Annotated in this window: 14 protein-coding genes and 1 pseudogene; 6 read left to right on the top strand and 9 right to left on the bottom strand. The window is 66.9% G+C overall.

The features are described from left to right. Nucleotides 1-21 precede the first annotated feature (21 nt). The 4 genes from lptE to AABM56_RS05520 all read left to right on the top strand — a co-directional run bounded on the left by lptE (nucleotide 22) and on the right by AABM56_RS05520 (nucleotide 3,378). Complete coding sequence (gene lptE, locus AABM56_RS05535; RefSeq protein ID WP_133859965.1) at nucleotides 22-636, top strand: LPS assembly lipoprotein LptE; 615 nt, start codon at nucleotides 22-24, stop codon at nucleotides 634-636. A gap of 48 nt (nucleotides 637-684) precedes the next feature. Then, nucleotides 685-1,722, top strand: a complete 1,038-nt coding sequence (gene holA, locus AABM56_RS05530) for a DNA polymerase III subunit delta (protein ID WP_133859966.1) — start codon at nucleotides 685-687, stop codon at nucleotides 1,720-1,722. An 87-nt stretch (nucleotides 1,723-1,809) separates the two neighbouring features. Further along, the gene (gene arfA / locus AABM56_RS05525) at nucleotides 1,810-1,971 is read left to right on the top strand and encodes an alternative ribosome rescue factor ArfA (protein WP_007159657.1); all 162 of its coding nucleotides are present in this window, start codon (nucleotides 1,810-1,812) and stop codon (nucleotides 1,969-1,971) included. 84 nt (nucleotides 1,972-2,055) lie between these two features. After that, complete coding sequence (locus AABM56_RS05520) at nucleotides 2,056-3,378, top strand: lytic murein transglycosylase (protein WP_347883894.1); 1,323 nt, start codon at nucleotides 2,056-2,058, stop codon at nucleotides 3,376-3,378. Nucleotides 3,379-3,421: 43 nt separating this feature from the next. On the opposite strand, the gene AABM56_RS05515 is transcribed toward AABM56_RS05520, so the two are convergent. Continuing rightward, nucleotides 3,422-4,408: a LysR family transcriptional regulator gene (locus AABM56_RS05515; protein ID WP_263259750.1), complete on the bottom strand. Its 987-nt coding sequence runs from the start codon at nucleotides 4,406-4,408 to the stop codon at nucleotides 3,422-3,424. A 28-nt stretch (nucleotides 4,409-4,436) separates the two neighbouring features. Between AABM56_RS05515 and AABM56_RS05510 the strand changes: the two are divergent. Beyond that, a pseudogene (locus AABM56_RS05510) lies at nucleotides 4,437-5,186 on the top strand (sulfite exporter TauE/SafE family protein). A 158-nt stretch (nucleotides 5,187-5,344) separates the two neighbouring features. Next, a complete protein-coding gene (gene pgm / locus AABM56_RS05505) occupies nucleotides 5,345-7,009 on the top strand; it encodes a phosphoglucomutase (alpha-D-glucose-1,6-bisphosphate-dependent) (protein ID WP_133859970.1) in 1,665 nt (554 codons plus the stop codon). Nucleotides 7,010-7,136: 127 nt separating this feature from the next. Here pgm and lipA read toward each other — a convergent pair whose 3' ends face one another. From lipA to mrdA, 8 genes are all read right to left on the bottom strand, one after another. Beyond that, nucleotides 7,137-8,138, bottom strand: coding sequence for a lipoyl synthase (lipA, locus tag AABM56_RS05500; protein WP_133863159.1), 1,002 nt, complete (start codon nucleotides 8,136-8,138; stop codon nucleotides 7,137-7,139). Between the two features lies 1 nt (nucleotide 8,139). Further along, complete coding sequence (lipB, locus tag AABM56_RS05495; RefSeq protein ID WP_133863158.1) at nucleotides 8,140-8,796, bottom strand: lipoyl(octanoyl) transferase LipB; 657 nt, start codon at nucleotides 8,794-8,796, stop codon at nucleotides 8,140-8,142. Then, complete coding sequence (locus AABM56_RS05490; protein ID WP_133863157.1) at nucleotides 8,796-9,071, bottom strand: DUF493 domain-containing protein; 276 nt, start codon at nucleotides 9,069-9,071, stop codon at nucleotides 8,796-8,798. Before AABM56_RS05490 ends, lipB begins: the two co-directional genes overlap by 1 nt. Nucleotides 9,072-9,144: 73 nt before the next feature. Next, on the bottom strand, nucleotides 9,145-10,305 hold the full coding sequence (locus tag AABM56_RS05485) for a D-alanyl-D-alanine carboxypeptidase family protein (RefSeq protein WP_133863156.1): 1,161 nt from the start codon (nucleotides 10,303-10,305) through the stop codon (nucleotides 9,145-9,147). Nucleotides 10,306-10,431: 126 nt separating this feature from the next. After that, a complete protein-coding gene (locus AABM56_RS05480; RefSeq protein WP_133863161.1) occupies nucleotides 10,432-11,421 on the bottom strand; it encodes a septal ring lytic transglycosylase RlpA family protein in 990 nt (329 codons plus the stop codon). After that, nucleotides 11,421-12,443 (bottom strand): lytic murein transglycosylase B, encoded by a 1,023-nt coding sequence (gene mltB / locus AABM56_RS05475; protein ID WP_027602476.1) that lies wholly within the window; start codon nucleotides 12,441-12,443, stop codon nucleotides 11,421-11,423. Before mltB ends, AABM56_RS05480 begins: the two co-directional genes overlap by 1 nt. A gap of 21 nt (nucleotides 12,444-12,464) precedes the next feature. After that, a complete protein-coding gene (rodA, locus tag AABM56_RS05470; RefSeq protein WP_133863160.1) occupies nucleotides 12,465-13,568 on the bottom strand; it encodes a rod shape-determining protein RodA in 1,104 nt (367 codons plus the stop codon). Nucleotides 13,569-13,612: 44 nt separating this feature from the next. Beyond that, a complete protein-coding gene (gene mrdA, locus AABM56_RS05465) occupies nucleotides 13,613-15,520 on the bottom strand; it encodes a penicillin-binding protein 2 (protein WP_133863155.1) in 1,908 nt (635 codons plus the stop codon). Nucleotides 15,521-15,526: the final 6 nt, after the last annotated feature.

The following is a 15,526-nucleotide window of genomic DNA, read 5'->3' as shown; positions in this document are numbered from 1 at the left end:
CGCGAACGGAGCAGACAACAGATGAAGAAACGGATTCTCCCCGGCCTTGCGGTAGTTGGCCTGGCGACCCTGCTGACCGCCTGCGGCTTCCAGCTGCGTGGCACCGGCGAAACCCGCCTGACCGTGAACGAGCTGAACCTGACGGCGCGCGACGCCTATGGCCAGACCGTCAAGGACGTGCGCGACATGCTCGAGGACGCCCATGTGCGGATCAGCTCGGGCGCGCCCTACACCCTGGATCTGGGCGGCGAAGCCCAGAGCGAGCGCACCGCCAGCTACACCAGCGGCGCCCGCAGTGCCGAGGTCGAGCTGACCACCCGTCAGCCCTATACCATCGTCGGCAAGAACCAGGCGGTGCTGGTCAGCGACTACCTGGAAACCCAGCGCTACTATGTGACCGACCAGAACAACATCGTCGGTTCCGAGCAGCAGAAGGACCAGCTGCGTCGCGAGATGCGCCGCGAACTGGTGCAGCAGCTGGCCGCCCGCCTGCAGGCCCTGACACCGGAGCGCCTGGAGAAGCTGCAGCGCGACGCCGATGCCCGTGCCGCCGCCAAGGCCGACGCCGACCGCCGTGCCCGCGAGTCCGCCCCGCCGCAGCAGTCGCCGATCGACATCCCCACCCCCGCGCGCTAAGCGCCGCACCCGGAGCCGCAAGGCTCCGGTTTGCCATTCCGGTTCAGCATGAAACTCAACGCCAATCAGCTGGGCAAGCAGCTCCAGGGCTCGCTGTCCGCCGTCTATGCGGTCAGTGGCGATGAGCCCCTGCTCTGCCAGGAAGCCAGCGACGCCATTCGCGGCGCGGCTCGCGCCCAGGCTTTCGACGAGCGCGAGGTCTTCGACGTCGATGCCGGCTTCGACTGGGGCCGCCTCTACGAGGCCGGCGCCAGCCTTTCCCTATTTGCCCAGAAACGCATCCTCGAATTGCGCCTGCCCACCGGCAAGCCCGGCGACAAGGGCTCCGCCGCCCTGCTCGACTACCTCGCCCGCCCGGCCGAGGACACCCTGCTGCTGATCAGCCTGCCGCGCCTCGATGCCGCCGCGCAGAAGACCAAATGGGCCAAGGCCCTGCTGGAGCACCCGCAGGTGCAATTCGTGCAGATCTGGCCGGTGGAACTGGCGCAACTGCCACAGTGGATCAACCAGCGCCTGTCGCGCCTGGGGCTGGCCGCCACCCCCGAAGCCGTCGAGCTGATCGCCGAGCGGGTGGAAGGCAACCTGCTGGCCGCCGCCCAGGAGATCGAAAAGCTCCGCCTGCTCATCGAAGGCTCCCAGGTGGACGCCGAGACCGTGCGTGCCTCGGTGGCCGACAGCGCCCGCTACGACGTCTTCGGCCTGCTGGATGCCGCCCTGGCCGGCGATGCGGAGCACGCCCTGCGCATCCTCGAAGGCCTGCGCGGCGAAGGCGTGGAAGCGGCCGTGGTGCTCTGGGCGCTGGCCCGGGAACTGCGCCTGCTGGCCAACCTGGCCCATCTGCAGGAAAGCGGTACGCCGCTGGACCGTGCCTTCACCCAGGTCAAGCCGCCGGTATGGGACAAGCGGCGCCCGCTGGTCGGCCGCGCCCTGCAGCGCCAGGGTGCCCGCCGGCTGGAAGCCCTGCTGCGCGAGGCCCAGGTCGCCGACGAACAGATCAAGGGCCAGGCGCCCGGCGAGGTCTGGCTGACCCTGGCCAGCCTGGCGCTGACGCTCGCCGGGAAGCGACTGACCCTGCCCAGGTCCTAGCGCTGGCGGGCCTGGTAATTCACGGCCCTTGCAATAGACTGGCGCGTCCCCATCAAGGGGGAACCCCCATCACTCGGAGCCCGCACCATGGCCAAGAAATACAGCCGCGGCCCCAACAAGGCCAAGGTCCTCGTCAGCGATCCCCGTTATCGCGCCCGCCAGGAAAAGCCCGCCAAGGGCAAAGGCAGCTACCGCCGCGAAGCCTTCTCGTTGCAAGACGAGAAGGCTTCGGTCTTTCTGGCCGCCTGAAAGCCGCGTGCAGACGCCTGACAGACGTCGGGACCCGGGCCGTGCTAAGGTGAGCCTTCCTGCCTAGACGTCCGGTGGAGACAGATGCAATTCGGGAAAACCCGCGGATTCAAGACCGGCGGCCTCCTCGCCGGAACCCTGGTCACCCTGCTGACCGCCGCCCTGGCCGCCTGCGCCCAGACTCCGACGACGCCCACCGCGGCGCCCTCTTCGCCCTCCTCGTCCAAACCCGCACCCGCGGCGAACGCCCCCGCTTCGGCGGCCGAGGCTATGCCGCAACCGGAGGAAAGCTTCGATCAGTGGCGTAGCCGTTTCCGCGCCCTGGCCCTAGGCCGGGGCATATCCGCCGCCACCTTCGACCAGGCCTTCATTGGCGTGCAACCCGACCCGGCGGTGATCGCCGCCGATCGCAGCCAGCCAGAATTCACCAAGCCGGTCTGGGAATACCTGGAATCCGCCGTCTCGCCTCTGCGGGTGCGCAATGGCAAGAGTCTGCTGATCCAGCAGGCCGGGCTGCTGGCCTCCCTGGAAGCCCGCTACGGCATCGAGCCGGCGCGCCTGGTCGCCTTCTGGGGCATGGAGAGCAACTACGGCAACAACATGGGCAACAAGGGCGTCATCCGCTCCCTGGCCACCCTCGCCTACGAAGGTCGCCGCCCGGACTTCGCCCAGGACCAGCTCATCGCCGCCCTCGGCATCCTGCAGCACGGTGACGTCACCGCCGACCGCATGATCGGCTCCTGGGCCGGCGCCATGGGCCAGACCCAGTTCATCCCCACCACCTACGACCAGTACGCGGTGGACTTCGACGGCGACGGTCGCCGCGACATCTGGGGCTCCACCGCCGATGCCCTGGCCTCCACCGCCAATTACCTCAAGGCCTCCGGCTGGCAGGACGGCAAGCCCTGGGGCTACGAGGTCCGGGTGCCAGCCAACTTCGACTACAGTCTGGCCGACATGGGCGTACGCAAGAGCCTGGCCGAGTGGAACGCCCTGGGCATCCAGGGCCTCGGCCTGCCGCAACCGGCCGCCCAGCCGAGCGACAGCGCTTCGCTGCTGCTGCCCGCCGGCCATCGCGGCCCGGCCTTCCTAGTGTTCAACAATTTCCGCACCATCCTCAAGTACAACAACTCCAGCTCCTATGCCCTGGGCGTGGCGCTACTCTCGGAGCGCTATCGCGACGCCGGCCAGATCGCCGGCAGCTGGCCCACCGACGATCTGCCGCTGAGCCGCAGCGAGCGCGTCGAACTGCAGCAGCGCCTGGCCGCGCTGGGCCTGGATCCGGGCAGCGCCGACGGCATCATCGGCGCCAATACCCGCAAGGCCATCCGCGCCTACCAGCAGTCCCAGGGCTGGCCGGCCGACGGCTATCCCAATCATCAGCTGCTGGACAAACTGCGCGGCTGACGCCTGCCGGCGATCCGTGTCTCAACCGAGACCGGGTCGCTGATCAGCCTGCGTCGACACCCTCCCTTCCGGTCTCCACCAGCACCTCCAGCAAGGCTGCCGCCGCCGGCGACAGCTCGTTGCAGTCCCGGCAGCCCACCACCAGTTCGCGACGCGCCCAGGCATCGCGCAGCGGGTGGCTGGCCAGCGCCACGCCCGGTCCTGCCCGGACCAGACTGGCGGCCGGCAGGATCGCCAGGCCCAGGCCGCGGGCGACCAGAGCGCAGGCCTGGATCGGACTCGGTACCCGAATGCGGATCGCCAGCTCCCGGCCCCACTGCGCCGCCTGGGCTTCCACATGGAGCTGCAGGGCATTGCCGCGAGACAGGCCGACGAAGGGCTGCTCGAGCAGTCGCGCGAAATCGACCGACGCGCCATCCGGCAAAGGCAGGCTACCCGGCGCAGCGACCAGCACCAGGGGATCATCGCGAAAGGGTTGGATCTGCAGATCCTCCAAACCCGGCGCCGCCACGAAGATTCCCAGGTCGGCGCGACCTTCGCGGAGCGCCAGCACTATGCGTGAGCTGGGCAGCTCCTCGACTTCCACGTCCACCCTGGGCTGCGCCTGGAGGAAAGCGGCCAGGGGTTCATCCAGATGCTCCATCACCGCGGCGCCGTTGCCCAACAGCCGCACCCGTGTACGGCTGTCCGCCACCGCGCCAGCAAGGTCCTGGTCCATTTCCTCCAGCCGCAACAGGATCGCCCGGGCATGGCGCTCCAGGGTCACGCCAGCCGGCGTGGGGCGTACGCCACGCGCGTGGCGGATCAGCAGCGGCGTTCCCAGGCTGTCTTCCAGGGTCTTGATGCGGGCACTGGCGGAAGGCAGTGCCAGGTGGCTCCGTTCGGCGCCCAGGGTGATGCTGCGCGCTGCCACGACGTGGAGAAACAGGCGCAGGTCGAGCAGGTCGTAGCGCATCGCCGAAGAGTCTCTGTGCCGACCGTAGGCAGCCTTCGCCAATCCCGGCTTCTCACCTGCGGTCCTGAAATCCATGGTAACGCCTCCATCCGAGGAGGCGACCATGACCCTGCTGTTCTGTACCCTGATTTTCGTGCTCGCCGGTCTGACCAAGGGCGTACTGGGCCTGGGCCTGCCCACCGTCGCCATGAGTCTGCTGGCACTGCTGATGACGCCAGCCGAAGCCGCCGCCCTGCTGCTGATCCCCTCTCTGCTCACCAATGTCTGGTAATTCTGCGCCGGTCCCTCGCCCCGGCAGACGTTCAAACGCCTGTTGCCGCTGCAACTGGCCCTGGTGCCGGGCACCCTGCTCAGCATCCCGCTGCTGACCGGGAGCGATGGCGCCAGACTCGCCGCCGCGCTCGGTGCGGTGCTGGTCGCCTACGGCCTGATCGGCTGGACGGGCTGGCGCCTGCCCGCGCCCGGTCGTCATGAAGGGAAGGTCGCTCCGCTGGTGGGTTTCGTCACGGGTCTGATCACCGGCATGACCGGCGTCTTCGTGCTGCCGGCGGTGCCCTATCTGCAGAGTCTGGCGCTGGACAAGGAACAGCTGATCGAGGCCCTGGGGCTGAGCTTTACCGTCGCCACCCTGGCCCTGCTGGTGGGCCTCTGGTGGCAGAACGGACTGGCGGTCGAGCGCCTGGGTACTTCCAGCCTGTTGCTGCTCCCGGCCCTCCTGGGCATGGGACTGGGCCAGCGCGTGCGTCAGCGTCTCGATGAGCGCCTGTTCCGCCGGCTGTTCTTTGCTGGATTGCTGCTACTGGGAGCCTACGCCGTCCTGCATTATCTGCTGCGCCTGGGCTATCTTGGCTGAGTCCGTCACAGTGCTGTCAGGTCCAGCCGGTGTAGGCTGCACCTTCGACGGGCAGCAGGGTCTATGGGCGTAATTGAAGGGTCGCCGTGCCACAGCGCCTCTTCGACCCGGCCTTGTGCCTGACCGCTGCCTCTTTCCGACGTATACAGGACGCTTTCATGACGCTCGCTCCCAACGCAGGACGCCTCCCCGACGAGAATACCCTGACCCACCTGCCGCGCCTGGTGGCACGCTACTACAGCGATCGCCCCGATCCCAGCGATCCGGGTCAGCAGGTCGCCTTTGGCACCTCCGGGCACCGCGGTTCCTCGCTCAAGGGCAGCTTCAACGAATGGCACATCCTCGCCATCACCCAGGCCATCTGCGAATACCGTAAGGCCCAGGGCGTCGACGGCCCGCTGTTCATGGGCATGGACACCCATGCCCTGTCCGAGCCGGCCTTCATCTCCGCCCTGGAAGTGCTCGCCGCCAACGGCGTGGAAGTGCGCATCGACGCCGGCTGCGCCGAGACCAACGGCGAGCCGGGCTATACGCCCACCCCGGCGCTGTCCAACGCCATCCTCGAATACAACGCCGGCCGCAGCTCGGGCCTGGCCGATGGCATCGTCATCACCCCGTCGCACAATCCGCCGGCCGACGGCGGCTTCAAGTACAACCCCACCAATGGCGGCCCGGCCGACACCAACGTCACCAAGAGTATTCAGGACCGCGCCAATGCCCTGCTGGTGGCCGGTCTCGACGGCGTCAGGCGGATGGATTACCGCCAGGCACTCAAGGCGGCCACCACCCATAAGTTCGACTTCCTCGACAGCTATGTCGGCGGCCTGGGCCAGGTCATCGACCTGGATGCCATCCGCGGCTCCGGGCTGACCTTTGGCGTCGATCCCCTCGGCGGCGCCGGGGTGCACTACTGGCCGCGCATCGCCGAGCGCTATGGCCTGCCGCTGGAGGTGCTGTCCACCCGCGTCGACCAGACCTTCCGCTTCATGCGCCTGGACTGGGACGGCAAGATCCGCATGGACTGCAGCTCGCCCCACGCCATGGCCGGCCTGATCGAGAACAAGGACAGATTCGACGTCTCCTTCGCCTGCGACACCGACCATGACCGTCACGGCATCGTCGCCCGCTCGGTGGGCCTGCTCAATCCCAACCACTACCTGGCGGTGGCCATCGAATACCTCTTCACCCACCGTCCGCAGTGGAGCCCGCAGGCCGGCATCGGCAAGACCCTGGTGTCCTCCTCGATGATCGACCGCGTCGCCCAGGGCATCGGCCGCCAGGTGGTGGAAGTGCCGGTAGGCTTCAAGTGGTTCGTCGATGGCCTGCTGGACGGCAGCCTGGGCTTCGGTGGCGAGGAATCCGCCGGCGCGTCCTTCCTGCGCAAGGCCGGCGGCGCCTGGTCCACCGACAAGGACGGCCTCATCCTCGGCCTGCTGGCCGCGGAAATCACCGCCGTGACCGGCAAGGACCCGGGCGAGCGCTACCAGGCGCTGACCGAGCGCTTCGGCGCCCCGGTCTACCAGCGCATCGACGCCGCCGCCGACCGCGAGCAGAAGGCCCGCCTCGGCAAGCTGTCCGCCGCCCAGGTCACCGCCAAGGAGCTGGCCGGCCAGCCGATCACCGCCATCCTTACCGAGGCACCCGGCAACGGCGCCGCCATCGGTGGCCTCAAGGTGGTCACCGAGAACGGCTGGTTCGCCGCCCGTCCTTCGGGTACCGAGGACGTCTACAAGATCTACGCCGAGAGCTTCGAGGGCGAAGCCCATCTGGGTCGCATCCAGGAAGAAGCCAAGGCGCTGGTGGATGGCGTGCTACGCGGCTGATGGCGCGCGCCCTCACCCCAACCCTCTCCTCAGGGAAAGGGCGCTGAAAGCGGATCGGCGGGGGTGAAGGTGTCTATCCACAAAAAAGGGCAGCCTGTGGCTGCCCTTTTTCATTGCGACGCGAGGATCAGCTGATCTTCTTGGCGCCGTGCGCCTGCTGGTCGGCATGGTACGAGGAACGCACCAGCGGACCCGAGGCCACGTTCTTGAAGCCCATCCTGGCGCCTTCCTCGGCAAACCAGGCGAAGGTATCCGGATGGACGAAACGCTGCACCGGCAGGTGGTTGCGCGAAGGCTGCAGGTACTGGCCGAGGGTCAGCATGTCGATCTCGTGCTCGCGCATGCGCTGCATGACCTCGATGACTTCCTCGTCGGTCTCGCCCAGGCCCAGCATCAGGCCGGACTTGGTCGGCACGTGGGGCACGCGCTTCTTGAAGTTCTGCAGCAGGTCCAGCGACCACTCGAAGTCCGAACCCGGGCGCGCCGCCTTGTACAGGCGCGGCACGGTCTCCAGGTTGTGGTTGAAGACATCCGGCGGCTCCTGCTCGGTGATCGCCAGGGCGACGTCCATGCGACCGCGATAGTCCGGCACCAGGGTCTCCAGCTGGATGCCGGGGGTCAGCTTGCGGATCTCGCGCAGGCAGTCGACGAAGTGCTGGGCACCGCCGTCGCGCAGGTCGTCGCGGTCCACCGAGGTGATGACCACGTACTTCAGACCCAGGTCGGCGATGGCCACCGCCAGATTCTTCGGCTCGTCCACGTCCAGCGGCTTCGGTCGGCCGTGGCCCACGTCGCAGAAAGGGCAGCGACGGGTGCAGATGTCACCCATGATCATGAAGGTGGCGGTGCCACCGGAGAAGCACTCGCCCAGGTTCGGGCAGGAGGCCTCTTCGCAGACACTGTGCAGCTTGTGCTTGCGCAGCAGCTGCTTGATGCGCTCGACCTCGGGGGTGACCGGGATGCGCACGCGGATCCAGTCCGGCTTGCGCGGCAGCTCCTCGGTGGGAATGATCTTTACCGGGATGCGTGCGACCTTTTCGGCGCCGCGCAGCTTGACGCCGGCTTCCACCTTGCTGGGGCGGGCGGGCAGGGTAAGGGTCTGGACGCTGTCTTGTACTGTAGTGGTCATGTCAATCCGATTCCAGGGTGATCGGTTCGGGGTAGCCCAGGCGCAGACTCAGGTGACGGACCAGAGACTCGCGGACCTCGTCGAAAGCTAGTGGCCCGGTCACCAGATCGCGGAGCTGGGTCATGGCCAGGCCGGCATAACCGCAGGGGTTGATCCGGCGGAAGGGTGCCAGATCCATGTCAACGTTGAGCGCCAGGCCGTGGAAGGACCGGCCATTGCGGATGCGCAGGCCCAGGGAGGCGATCTTGGCGCCATCCACATAGACACCCGGCGCATCGGCCCGGGCCGCGGCCTGCACGCCCCAGTCGGCGAGCAGTGCGATCAGGCTGTCTTCCATGGCACTGACCAATTCTCGCACGCCCAGGCCCTTGCGGCGAACATCCAGCAGCACATAGGCGATGAGCTGACCGGGACCATGGTACGTGACCTGGCCGCCGCGATCGACCTGCACCACCGGAATGTCACCCACGGCGAGCAGGTGCTCGGGCTTGCCGGCCTGCCCCTGGGTGAAGACCGCGGGGTGCTGCAGCAGCCAGAGTTCGTCGGGGGTCGCGGGGACGCGCTCGTCGGTGAAGCGGCGCATGGCCTCCAGGGTCGCCTCGTAGGGCCGCAGGCCCCAGCGGCGCACGCCCAGGCTGGCCGGGGCGGGAGTGCTCATCAGATCACCATGTGCACGCGGCCGGTGGCGCGCAGATCCTGGTGGATGGCCTGCAGCTGATCCACGCCGGTGGCGGTGATGAGCACCTGTACGGAGAGGAAACGGCCGTTACGACTGTCGCGGGTCACCAGGGTGTCGCGCTCCAGATCCGGTGCATGGCGCTGGACGATGTCTAGCACCAGCTCGGCGAAGTCGGCACCGGCATCGCCGATCACCTTGATGGGATAGCGCGGGCAGGGAAATTCGATCTTTGGGGGTTGAACGTCTTCGGTCATGCGGACTTCCAGGCCGATCGCTGTCGGCAGGGGGTGAAAGGCCCGCGGATGCGGGCCTTTGCAGGGTGACGGATCAGTTGAACAAGCCGTAGAAGAACAGGCGAATGCTATCCCACAGGCGACGGAAGAGGCCACCCTCCTCGACCGGCTGCAGAGCAACCAGGTCGGCGGTGTGCACCACCTTGTCATCCAGCTTCACCTCGACCTTACCGATCACCTGGCCCTGGGCGATGGGTGCGATCAGCTGCGGATTGAGCACCATCTCGGCGTGCAGCTTCTTGGCCTGGCCGCGCGGCAGGGTCATGGTCAGGTCGTTGGCCAGACCGGCCTGGACTTCGCGGGTGTCCCCCTTCCATACCGGCGCCTTGGCCAGCTCGGTGCCCTTCTTGTAGAAGGACTGGGTTTCGAAGAAGCGGAAACCGTAGGTCAGCAGCTTCTGGGTCTCGGCGGCGCGGGCCTGTTCGCTGTTGGTGCCGAACACCACGGCGACCAGGCGCATGCCATCGCGCACGGCCGAGGCCACCAGGCAGTAGCCGGCTTCGTCGGTGTGGCCGGTCTTCAGGCCGTCGACGGTCTTGTCGCGCCACAGCAGCAGGTTGCGGTTGGGCTGCTTGATGTTGTTCCAGAAGAATTCCTTCTGGGAATAGATGGCGTAGTGCTGGGCATCGGCATTGATGATGGCGCGCGCCAGGATGGCCATGTCATGGGCCGAGGAATAGTGATTCGGGTCCGGCAGGCCGGTGGCGTCCATGAAGTGGGTGTTCTGCATGCCCAGCTTCTGCGCGGTGGTGTTCATCATGTCGGCGAAGGCGTCTTCGCTGCCGGCGATGTGCTCGGCCAGGGCGACGCTGGCGTCGTTGCCGGACTGGATGATGATGCCGTGCAGCAGGTCACCGACCGACACCTGGGTGCCGACCTTGATGAACATCCGCGAACCGCCGGTACGCCAGGCGTGCTCGCTGACGGTGACCATGTCCGATTCCTTGATGCGACCCCGGTTGATTTCCAGGGTGGCGATGTAGGCGGTCATCAGCTTGGTCAGGCTGGCCGGCGGCAGGCGCTGGTCGGAGTTGGATTCGGTGAGCACGGCGCCGCTGTTGGCATCCATGAGAATCCAGGCCTTGGCGGCCAGCTGGGGCGCTGCCGGAACCATTGTCTCGGCCGCCCAGACGGCCGGGACACAGGCGATCGTTACTAGGAGGAGCAGGCGTCGAGCGAGTTTTGCGATTGTCATCCGAATCTCTGAAAGGTTGGGGTATGGCAGGAGCAGCGGACCCAGACCGCTCGGTCCACGTCGATCCGCGCGAGGCGGATCACGACGGCTGGGGCCGGCGACTGGGCGTCATGAAGCATCCCTGCTTCAATCCGGTTGCACGAGAGACGCCTGACCCAGGCGGGCCACGCGTACGCTGTTCTGGAGCTGGGAGACCTCAGCCGGCTGGACCGGTCCGAGGCGGACCCGATGCAAGGTCTGCTGGTTGCGCACCGTCGAACTGATGAACACCGGGGCACCGGTCAGGTCGCTGAGCTTGTCCTTGAGCAATTCCGCAGCGTCCGGATTGGCGAAGGCCGCCACCTGCAGATAGAGCCCAGCGGCTGGGGCAGAAACGTTTTTTTTTGCGTCGACGGCCGCGGGCGTCACCGGTTCGGCATGCTGGTTGACCGGTGGCGTATAGGTCTCGATGGCGCCGAAGGTCTGCGTCTCGGTGGTCTTCTGGGCCACCGGTGCCTGGCGCGGCTGGGCCAGCACCATGGGCACCGCCTGGCCACGCTGGGCCCAGTACTGCTGCGGATCTATGCCTTCGACGCTGACCCGGGCGGTGCCAATCTCGGCGTAGCCGAGCTTCTTGGCGGCGGCGAAGGACAGGTCGATGACCCGGTCGGAATAGAAGGGACCGCGGTCGTTGACGCGCAGGATGACGCTGCGGCCGTTGTCCAGGTTGGTGACCCGCACATAGCTGGGCAGCGGCAGGGTCTTATGCGCCGCGGTCATGCCGTAGAGGTCGTAGGTCTCGCCGTTGGCGGTGGCCTGACCGTGGAACTTGGTGCCGTACCAGGAGGCGGTGCCGGTCACGCGGTAGTTGCGCGAATCGGTCAGCGGGAAATAGGTCTTGCCCAGCACGGTGTAGGGATTGTTCTTCAGCGGCCCGTTGTAGGGCATGGGCACGGCGTCGGGGATCCGGCTGACGTCCACGTCCCACCAGGGCGCGCCGTCACGGTGCGGACGCAGGTAGCCGCCCGGCCCGGCCACGCCCTTGCTGGTCGGCTTGGGCGCCTGGCTGGAGCAGCTCACCAGCAGCAGGCCGACGCCCAGGCAACCGGCCAGGCGCGCCAGGGCAGTCAGGCGCATCACGGCTTGGCACCCTCCGCGGCATGGCGCTCGGCGATGGCGTTCGCCAGATCGGTCACCGCCATGGCGTACATGACGCTGCGGTTGTATCGGGTAATGGCGTAGAAATTGGGCAGGCCCATCCAGTACTCCGGTCCCTTGTCTCCGTCGAGGCGGAACGAGGTTACACGCAAATCGTCACGCAGGGCAGGGTCTTGGGCGTTCCAGCCCAGGGCGCGCAGCTCGGCGACGCTCTTGACCGGCTCGATCCCGGCCACCACGCCCTCCTCCACCCGCTCGCCACTGACCTGGGCGCGGATGGCGGTCGGTCCGCGACCGGACCAGCCGTGGCGCTTGAAATAGTTGGCCACGCTGCCGATGGCGTCGGTGGGATCGGACCAGATGTTGATGTGGCCGTCGCCGTCGAAGTCCACCGCATAGGCACGGAAGCTGCCCGGCATGAATTGCGGCAGGCCCATGGCGCCGGCATAGGAACCGGTGAGGCTGAGCGGATCGACCTGCTGTTCGCGGGCCAATAGCAGGAATTCGCGCAGCTGGCTGCGGAAGAAGGGCGCGCGGGGCGGATAGTCGAAGGCCAGGGTCGAGAGCGCGTCCAGCACCCGGTAGTTGCCGGTGTTGCGACCGTAGAAGGTTTCCACGCCGATGATGGCGACGATGAACTGGGCCGGCACGTCGTATTCGCGCTCGGCGCGGGCCAGGGCTTCTTCGTGGGCCTTCCAGAAGTCGACGCCCTGGGCGATGCGCCGATCGGTGATGAAGATGGGCCGGTATTCGCTCCAGGGCTTGACCCGCTCGGCTGGTCGCGAGATGGCGTCGAGGATGGCCTGCTTGCGCTCGACCTCGCCGAACAGCGCCTGCAGCTGTTCCGGGGCGAAGCCATAGCTCTGACTCATCTCGGCGATGAAGTCGCGCGTCAGCGGTGCCGCGTCGTAGTCACCCGCGACGACGCCGGTCGTCACGCCCATCGCCCCCGCGAGCCCCAGGCTCAGCAGGCAGCGACGCATCCATCCCATTGTCGGCATCTAACCCTTCTTTGTTGCGTGTTAAACCTGGGCGATCCACTTGCGGTGCGTGTGGATCGACATCAAAACTCCGAACCCGGTGAACAAGGTGACCACCGAGGTGCCGCCATAGCTGATGAATGGCAGCGGTACGCCCACCACGGGCAAGAGCCCGCTGACCATGCCGATGTTGACGAAGACATAGACGAAGAAGGTCATGGTCACGCCGCCGGCGAGCAACTTGCCGAACAACGTCTGGGCCTGCACCGTGATGGTCAGGCCGCGACCGATCAGCAGCAGATAGAGCACCAGCAGCAGGCAGACGCCGACCATGCCGAACTCTTCGCCGAGGACGGCAATGATAAAGTCCGTGTGACTTTCCGGCAAAAAATCCAGATGAGACTGGGTACCCAGCAGCCAACCCTTGCCGAACACCCCGCCCGAGCCGATGGCGGCCTTGGACTGGATGATGTTCCAGCCGGCGCCCAGCGGATCCATCTCCGGATCGAGGAAGGTCAGGATCCGGCGCTTCTGGTAATCGTGCAGGACGAAGAACCACATGGCCACGGCCATGGGCACCGCGGCGCTCACCGCGCCGATCAGCCAGCGCCACTGCAGGCCGCCGACGAACAGCACGAAGCCGCCCGAGGCCAGCACCAGCATGGCGGTGCCAAGATCGGGCTGGTCGAGGATCAGCACGAAGGGCACCACCACCAGCGACAGGCTGATCAGGCTGTGCTTGAAGTTGGGCGGCAGGCTGCGCTTGGACAGGTACCAGGCCATCATCATGGGCATCAGCAGCTTCATGAATTCCGACGGCTGGAAGCGGATGACCCCGGGAATGTTGATCCAGCGGGTGGCACCCATGGCGTTGTGGCCCATGACGTCCACCACCACCAGCAGGGCCACGCCGATCACGTAGCCGAGGGGCACCCAGCGTGCCATGAAACGCGGTTCGAGCTGGGCGACGACGGCCATGGCCACCAGCCCGAGGCCAAAGGAGCTGGCCTGCTTGAACAGCAGGTCGAGATTGCGCCCGCCCGCGGAATAGAGGACGAACAGCCCGGTCGCCCCCAGCATCAGCAGCAGGATCAGCAGCGGCCCGTCGATGTGCAGGCGCTGCAGCAGGGTGGCGCGCCGCTTCATCACGTCCCCTTCGGGGATGGTGCGATCGAAGTTGGGAGCAAGACTCATGGCTGCACCTTGGTCGCGGCGGCGGTGGCCGCGGCGGTATTGGGCTTGGCGTACTCGGCCTTGAGATGGCCCTGGTCATCAAGCAGCCAGGCATCCAGTACCTGGCGCACCACCGGGGCGGCCACGCCGCTGCCCGACTCGCCGTTCTCGACCATCACCGCCACGGCGATCTGCGGATTGTCGGCCGGGGCGAAGGCGACGAACAGGGCGTGGTCGCGGTGCCGCTCCTTGAGCGCCGCCGAGTTGTACTTCTCGTTCTGGCGAATGGCGACCACCTGGGCGGTACCGCTCTTGCCGGCGATCCGGTACTGGGCGCCGACATTGATCTTGTGGGCGGTGCCGCGCGGATTCTGCACCACCATTTCCATGCCGTGGACGGCCCTGTCCCAGTAAGTCGGGTCCCTAAGCTCGATGTCGGGCATGGGATTGCTGTCCACCGGCGGTTGGCCATCGAGGGTCCTGGCGAGGTGCGGACGGATCCACTTGCCATGGTTGGCGATCAGGGTGGTGACCTGGGCCAGCTGCAGTGGCGTGGTCTGCATGTAGCCCTGGCCGATCCCGAGGATCAGCGTCTCGCCGGGGAACCAGGCCTGGCGGCGGGTGGCACGCTTCCACTGGCGCGAGGGCATCAGGCCCGGTGCCTCCTCGAACATGTCCAGGGAGACCTTCTGGCCGAGACCGAACTTGCCCATGTACTCGGAGAGGCGATCGATGCCGATCTTGTGGGCGAGATCGTAGAAGTAGGTGTCGTTGGATCTCATCAGCGCCATGTCCAGATCCACGTAGCCGTCGCCGCCGTGGTTCCAGTTGCGGTACTTGTGATCGTAGTTGGGCAACTCGTAGTAGCCCGGATCGAAGACCCGCGCCTGGGGCGTGGTGGCACCGCTGTCGAGACCGGCGATGGCCACCGCCGGCTTGATGGTCGAACCAGGTGGATAGAGGCCACGCAGCACCCGGTTGTAGAGCGGGCGGTCGATGGAGTCGCGTAGCTCGGAATATTCCTTGAAGCTGATCCCGGTGACGAAGGGATTGGGGTCGTAGCTCGGCTGGCTGACCATGGCCAGCACCTCGCCGGTCTTGGGCTGGATGGCGACGATGGCGCCACGGCGCCCACCCAGGGCGGCTTCGGCGGCGGCCTGCAGGCGTGAATCGATGGTCAGGACGATGTCCTTGCCCGGTTTGGGGTCGGTGCGATTGAGTACCCGCAGCACCCGGCCGCGGGCATTGGTCTCCACCTCTTCGTAGCCCACCTCGCCGTGCAGCTCGGGCTCGTAGAAGCGCTCCACGCCGGTCTTGCCGATGTGGTGGGTGCCGCTGTAGTTGACCGGATCCAGGCGCTTGAGCTCCTGTTCGTTGATCCGCCCGACATAACCCACCGAATGGGCGAAGTGCTCGCCCATGGGATAATGACGCACCAGTTGCGCCGTCACCTCGACCCCGGGCAGGCGGAACTGGTTGACGGCGATCTTGGCGATCTGCTCCTCGGTCAGTTCGAACAGCACCGGCACCGGCTCGAAAGGCCGCCGGCCCTGCTTCATGCGCTTTTCGAACAGCTCGCGGTCTTCCTCGGTCAGGCCCAGCACCTGCACCAGGGTATCGAGCGTCTGCCGCCAGTTGTCGGCCCGCTCGCGGGTGATGGTCAGGCTGAAGCTGGGGCGGTTGTCGGCGACGATGATGCCGTTGCGGTCGTAGATCAGGCCGCGGGTGGGCGGGATCGGCTGGACATGGACCCGGTTGTTTTCCGACAGGGTCGAGTGGTAGTCGTGCTGGATGACCTGCAGGTAGTACATGCGCGCCACCAGTACGCAGGCGAGCACGAGAAAGAGCACCGCCCCGACCGTCACGCGGGCGCGGACGAGCTGGGCGTCTTTCTCGTGGTCCTTGAGGCGTATGGGTTGCGACATCGCAGG

It is taken from the genome of Pseudomonas aestiva (genome assembly GCF_039908605.1).
GTDB classification, from domain to species: domain Bacteria; phylum Pseudomonadota; class Gammaproteobacteria; order Pseudomonadales; family Pseudomonadaceae; genus Chryseomonas; species Chryseomonas aestiva.
This window is presented reverse-complemented; position numbering and strand designations above follow the sequence as displayed.

Coding starts and splice junctions, on each gene's coding strand:
- holA (WP_133859966.1), top strand. CDS start 685: ATGAAACTCAACGCCAATCAGCTGGGCAAGCAGCTCCAGGGCTCGCTG.
- mltB (WP_027602476.1), bottom strand. CDS start 12,443: ATGCCGACAATGGGATGGATGCGTCGCTGCCTGCTGAGCCTGGGGCTC.
- lipA (WP_133863159.1), bottom strand. CDS start 8,138: ATGACCACTACAGTACAAGACAGCGTCCAGACCCTTACCCTGCCCGCC.
- rodA (WP_133863160.1), bottom strand. CDS start 13,568: ATGAAGCGGCGCGCCACCCTGCTGCAGCGCCTGCACATCGACGGGCCG.
- AABM56_RS05485 (WP_133863156.1), bottom strand. CDS start 10,305: ATGACAATCGCAAAACTCGCTCGACGCCTGCTCCTCCTAGTAACGATC.
- AABM56_RS05515 (WP_263259750.1), bottom strand. CDS start 4,408: ATGGATTTCAGGACCGCAGGTGAGAAGCCGGGATTGGCGAAGGCTGCC.
- mrdA (WP_133863155.1), bottom strand. CDS start 15,520: ATGTCGCAACCCATACGCCTCAAGGACCACGAGAAAGACGCCCAGCTC.
- AABM56_RS05480 (WP_133863161.1), bottom strand. CDS start 11,421: ATGCGCCTGACTGCCCTGGCGCGCCTGGCCGGTTGCCTGGGCGTCGGC.
- arfA (WP_007159657.1), top strand. CDS start 1,810: ATGGCCAAGAAATACAGCCGCGGCCCCAACAAGGCCAAGGTCCTCGTC.
- pgm (WP_133859970.1), top strand. CDS start 5,345: ATGACGCTCGCTCCCAACGCAGGACGCCTCCCCGACGAGAATACCCTG.
- AABM56_RS05520 (WP_347883894.1), top strand. CDS start 2,056: ATGCAATTCGGGAAAACCCGCGGATTCAAGACCGGCGGCCTCCTCGCC.
- AABM56_RS05490 (WP_133863157.1), bottom strand. CDS start 9,071: ATGACCGAAGACGTTCAACCCCCAAAGATCGAATTTCCCTGCCCGCGC.
- lptE (WP_133859965.1), top strand. CDS start 22: ATGAAGAAACGGATTCTCCCCGGCCTTGCGGTAGTTGGCCTGGCGACC.
- lipB (WP_133863158.1), bottom strand. CDS start 8,796: ATGAGCACTCCCGCCCCGGCCAGCCTGGGCGTGCGCCGCTGGGGCCTG.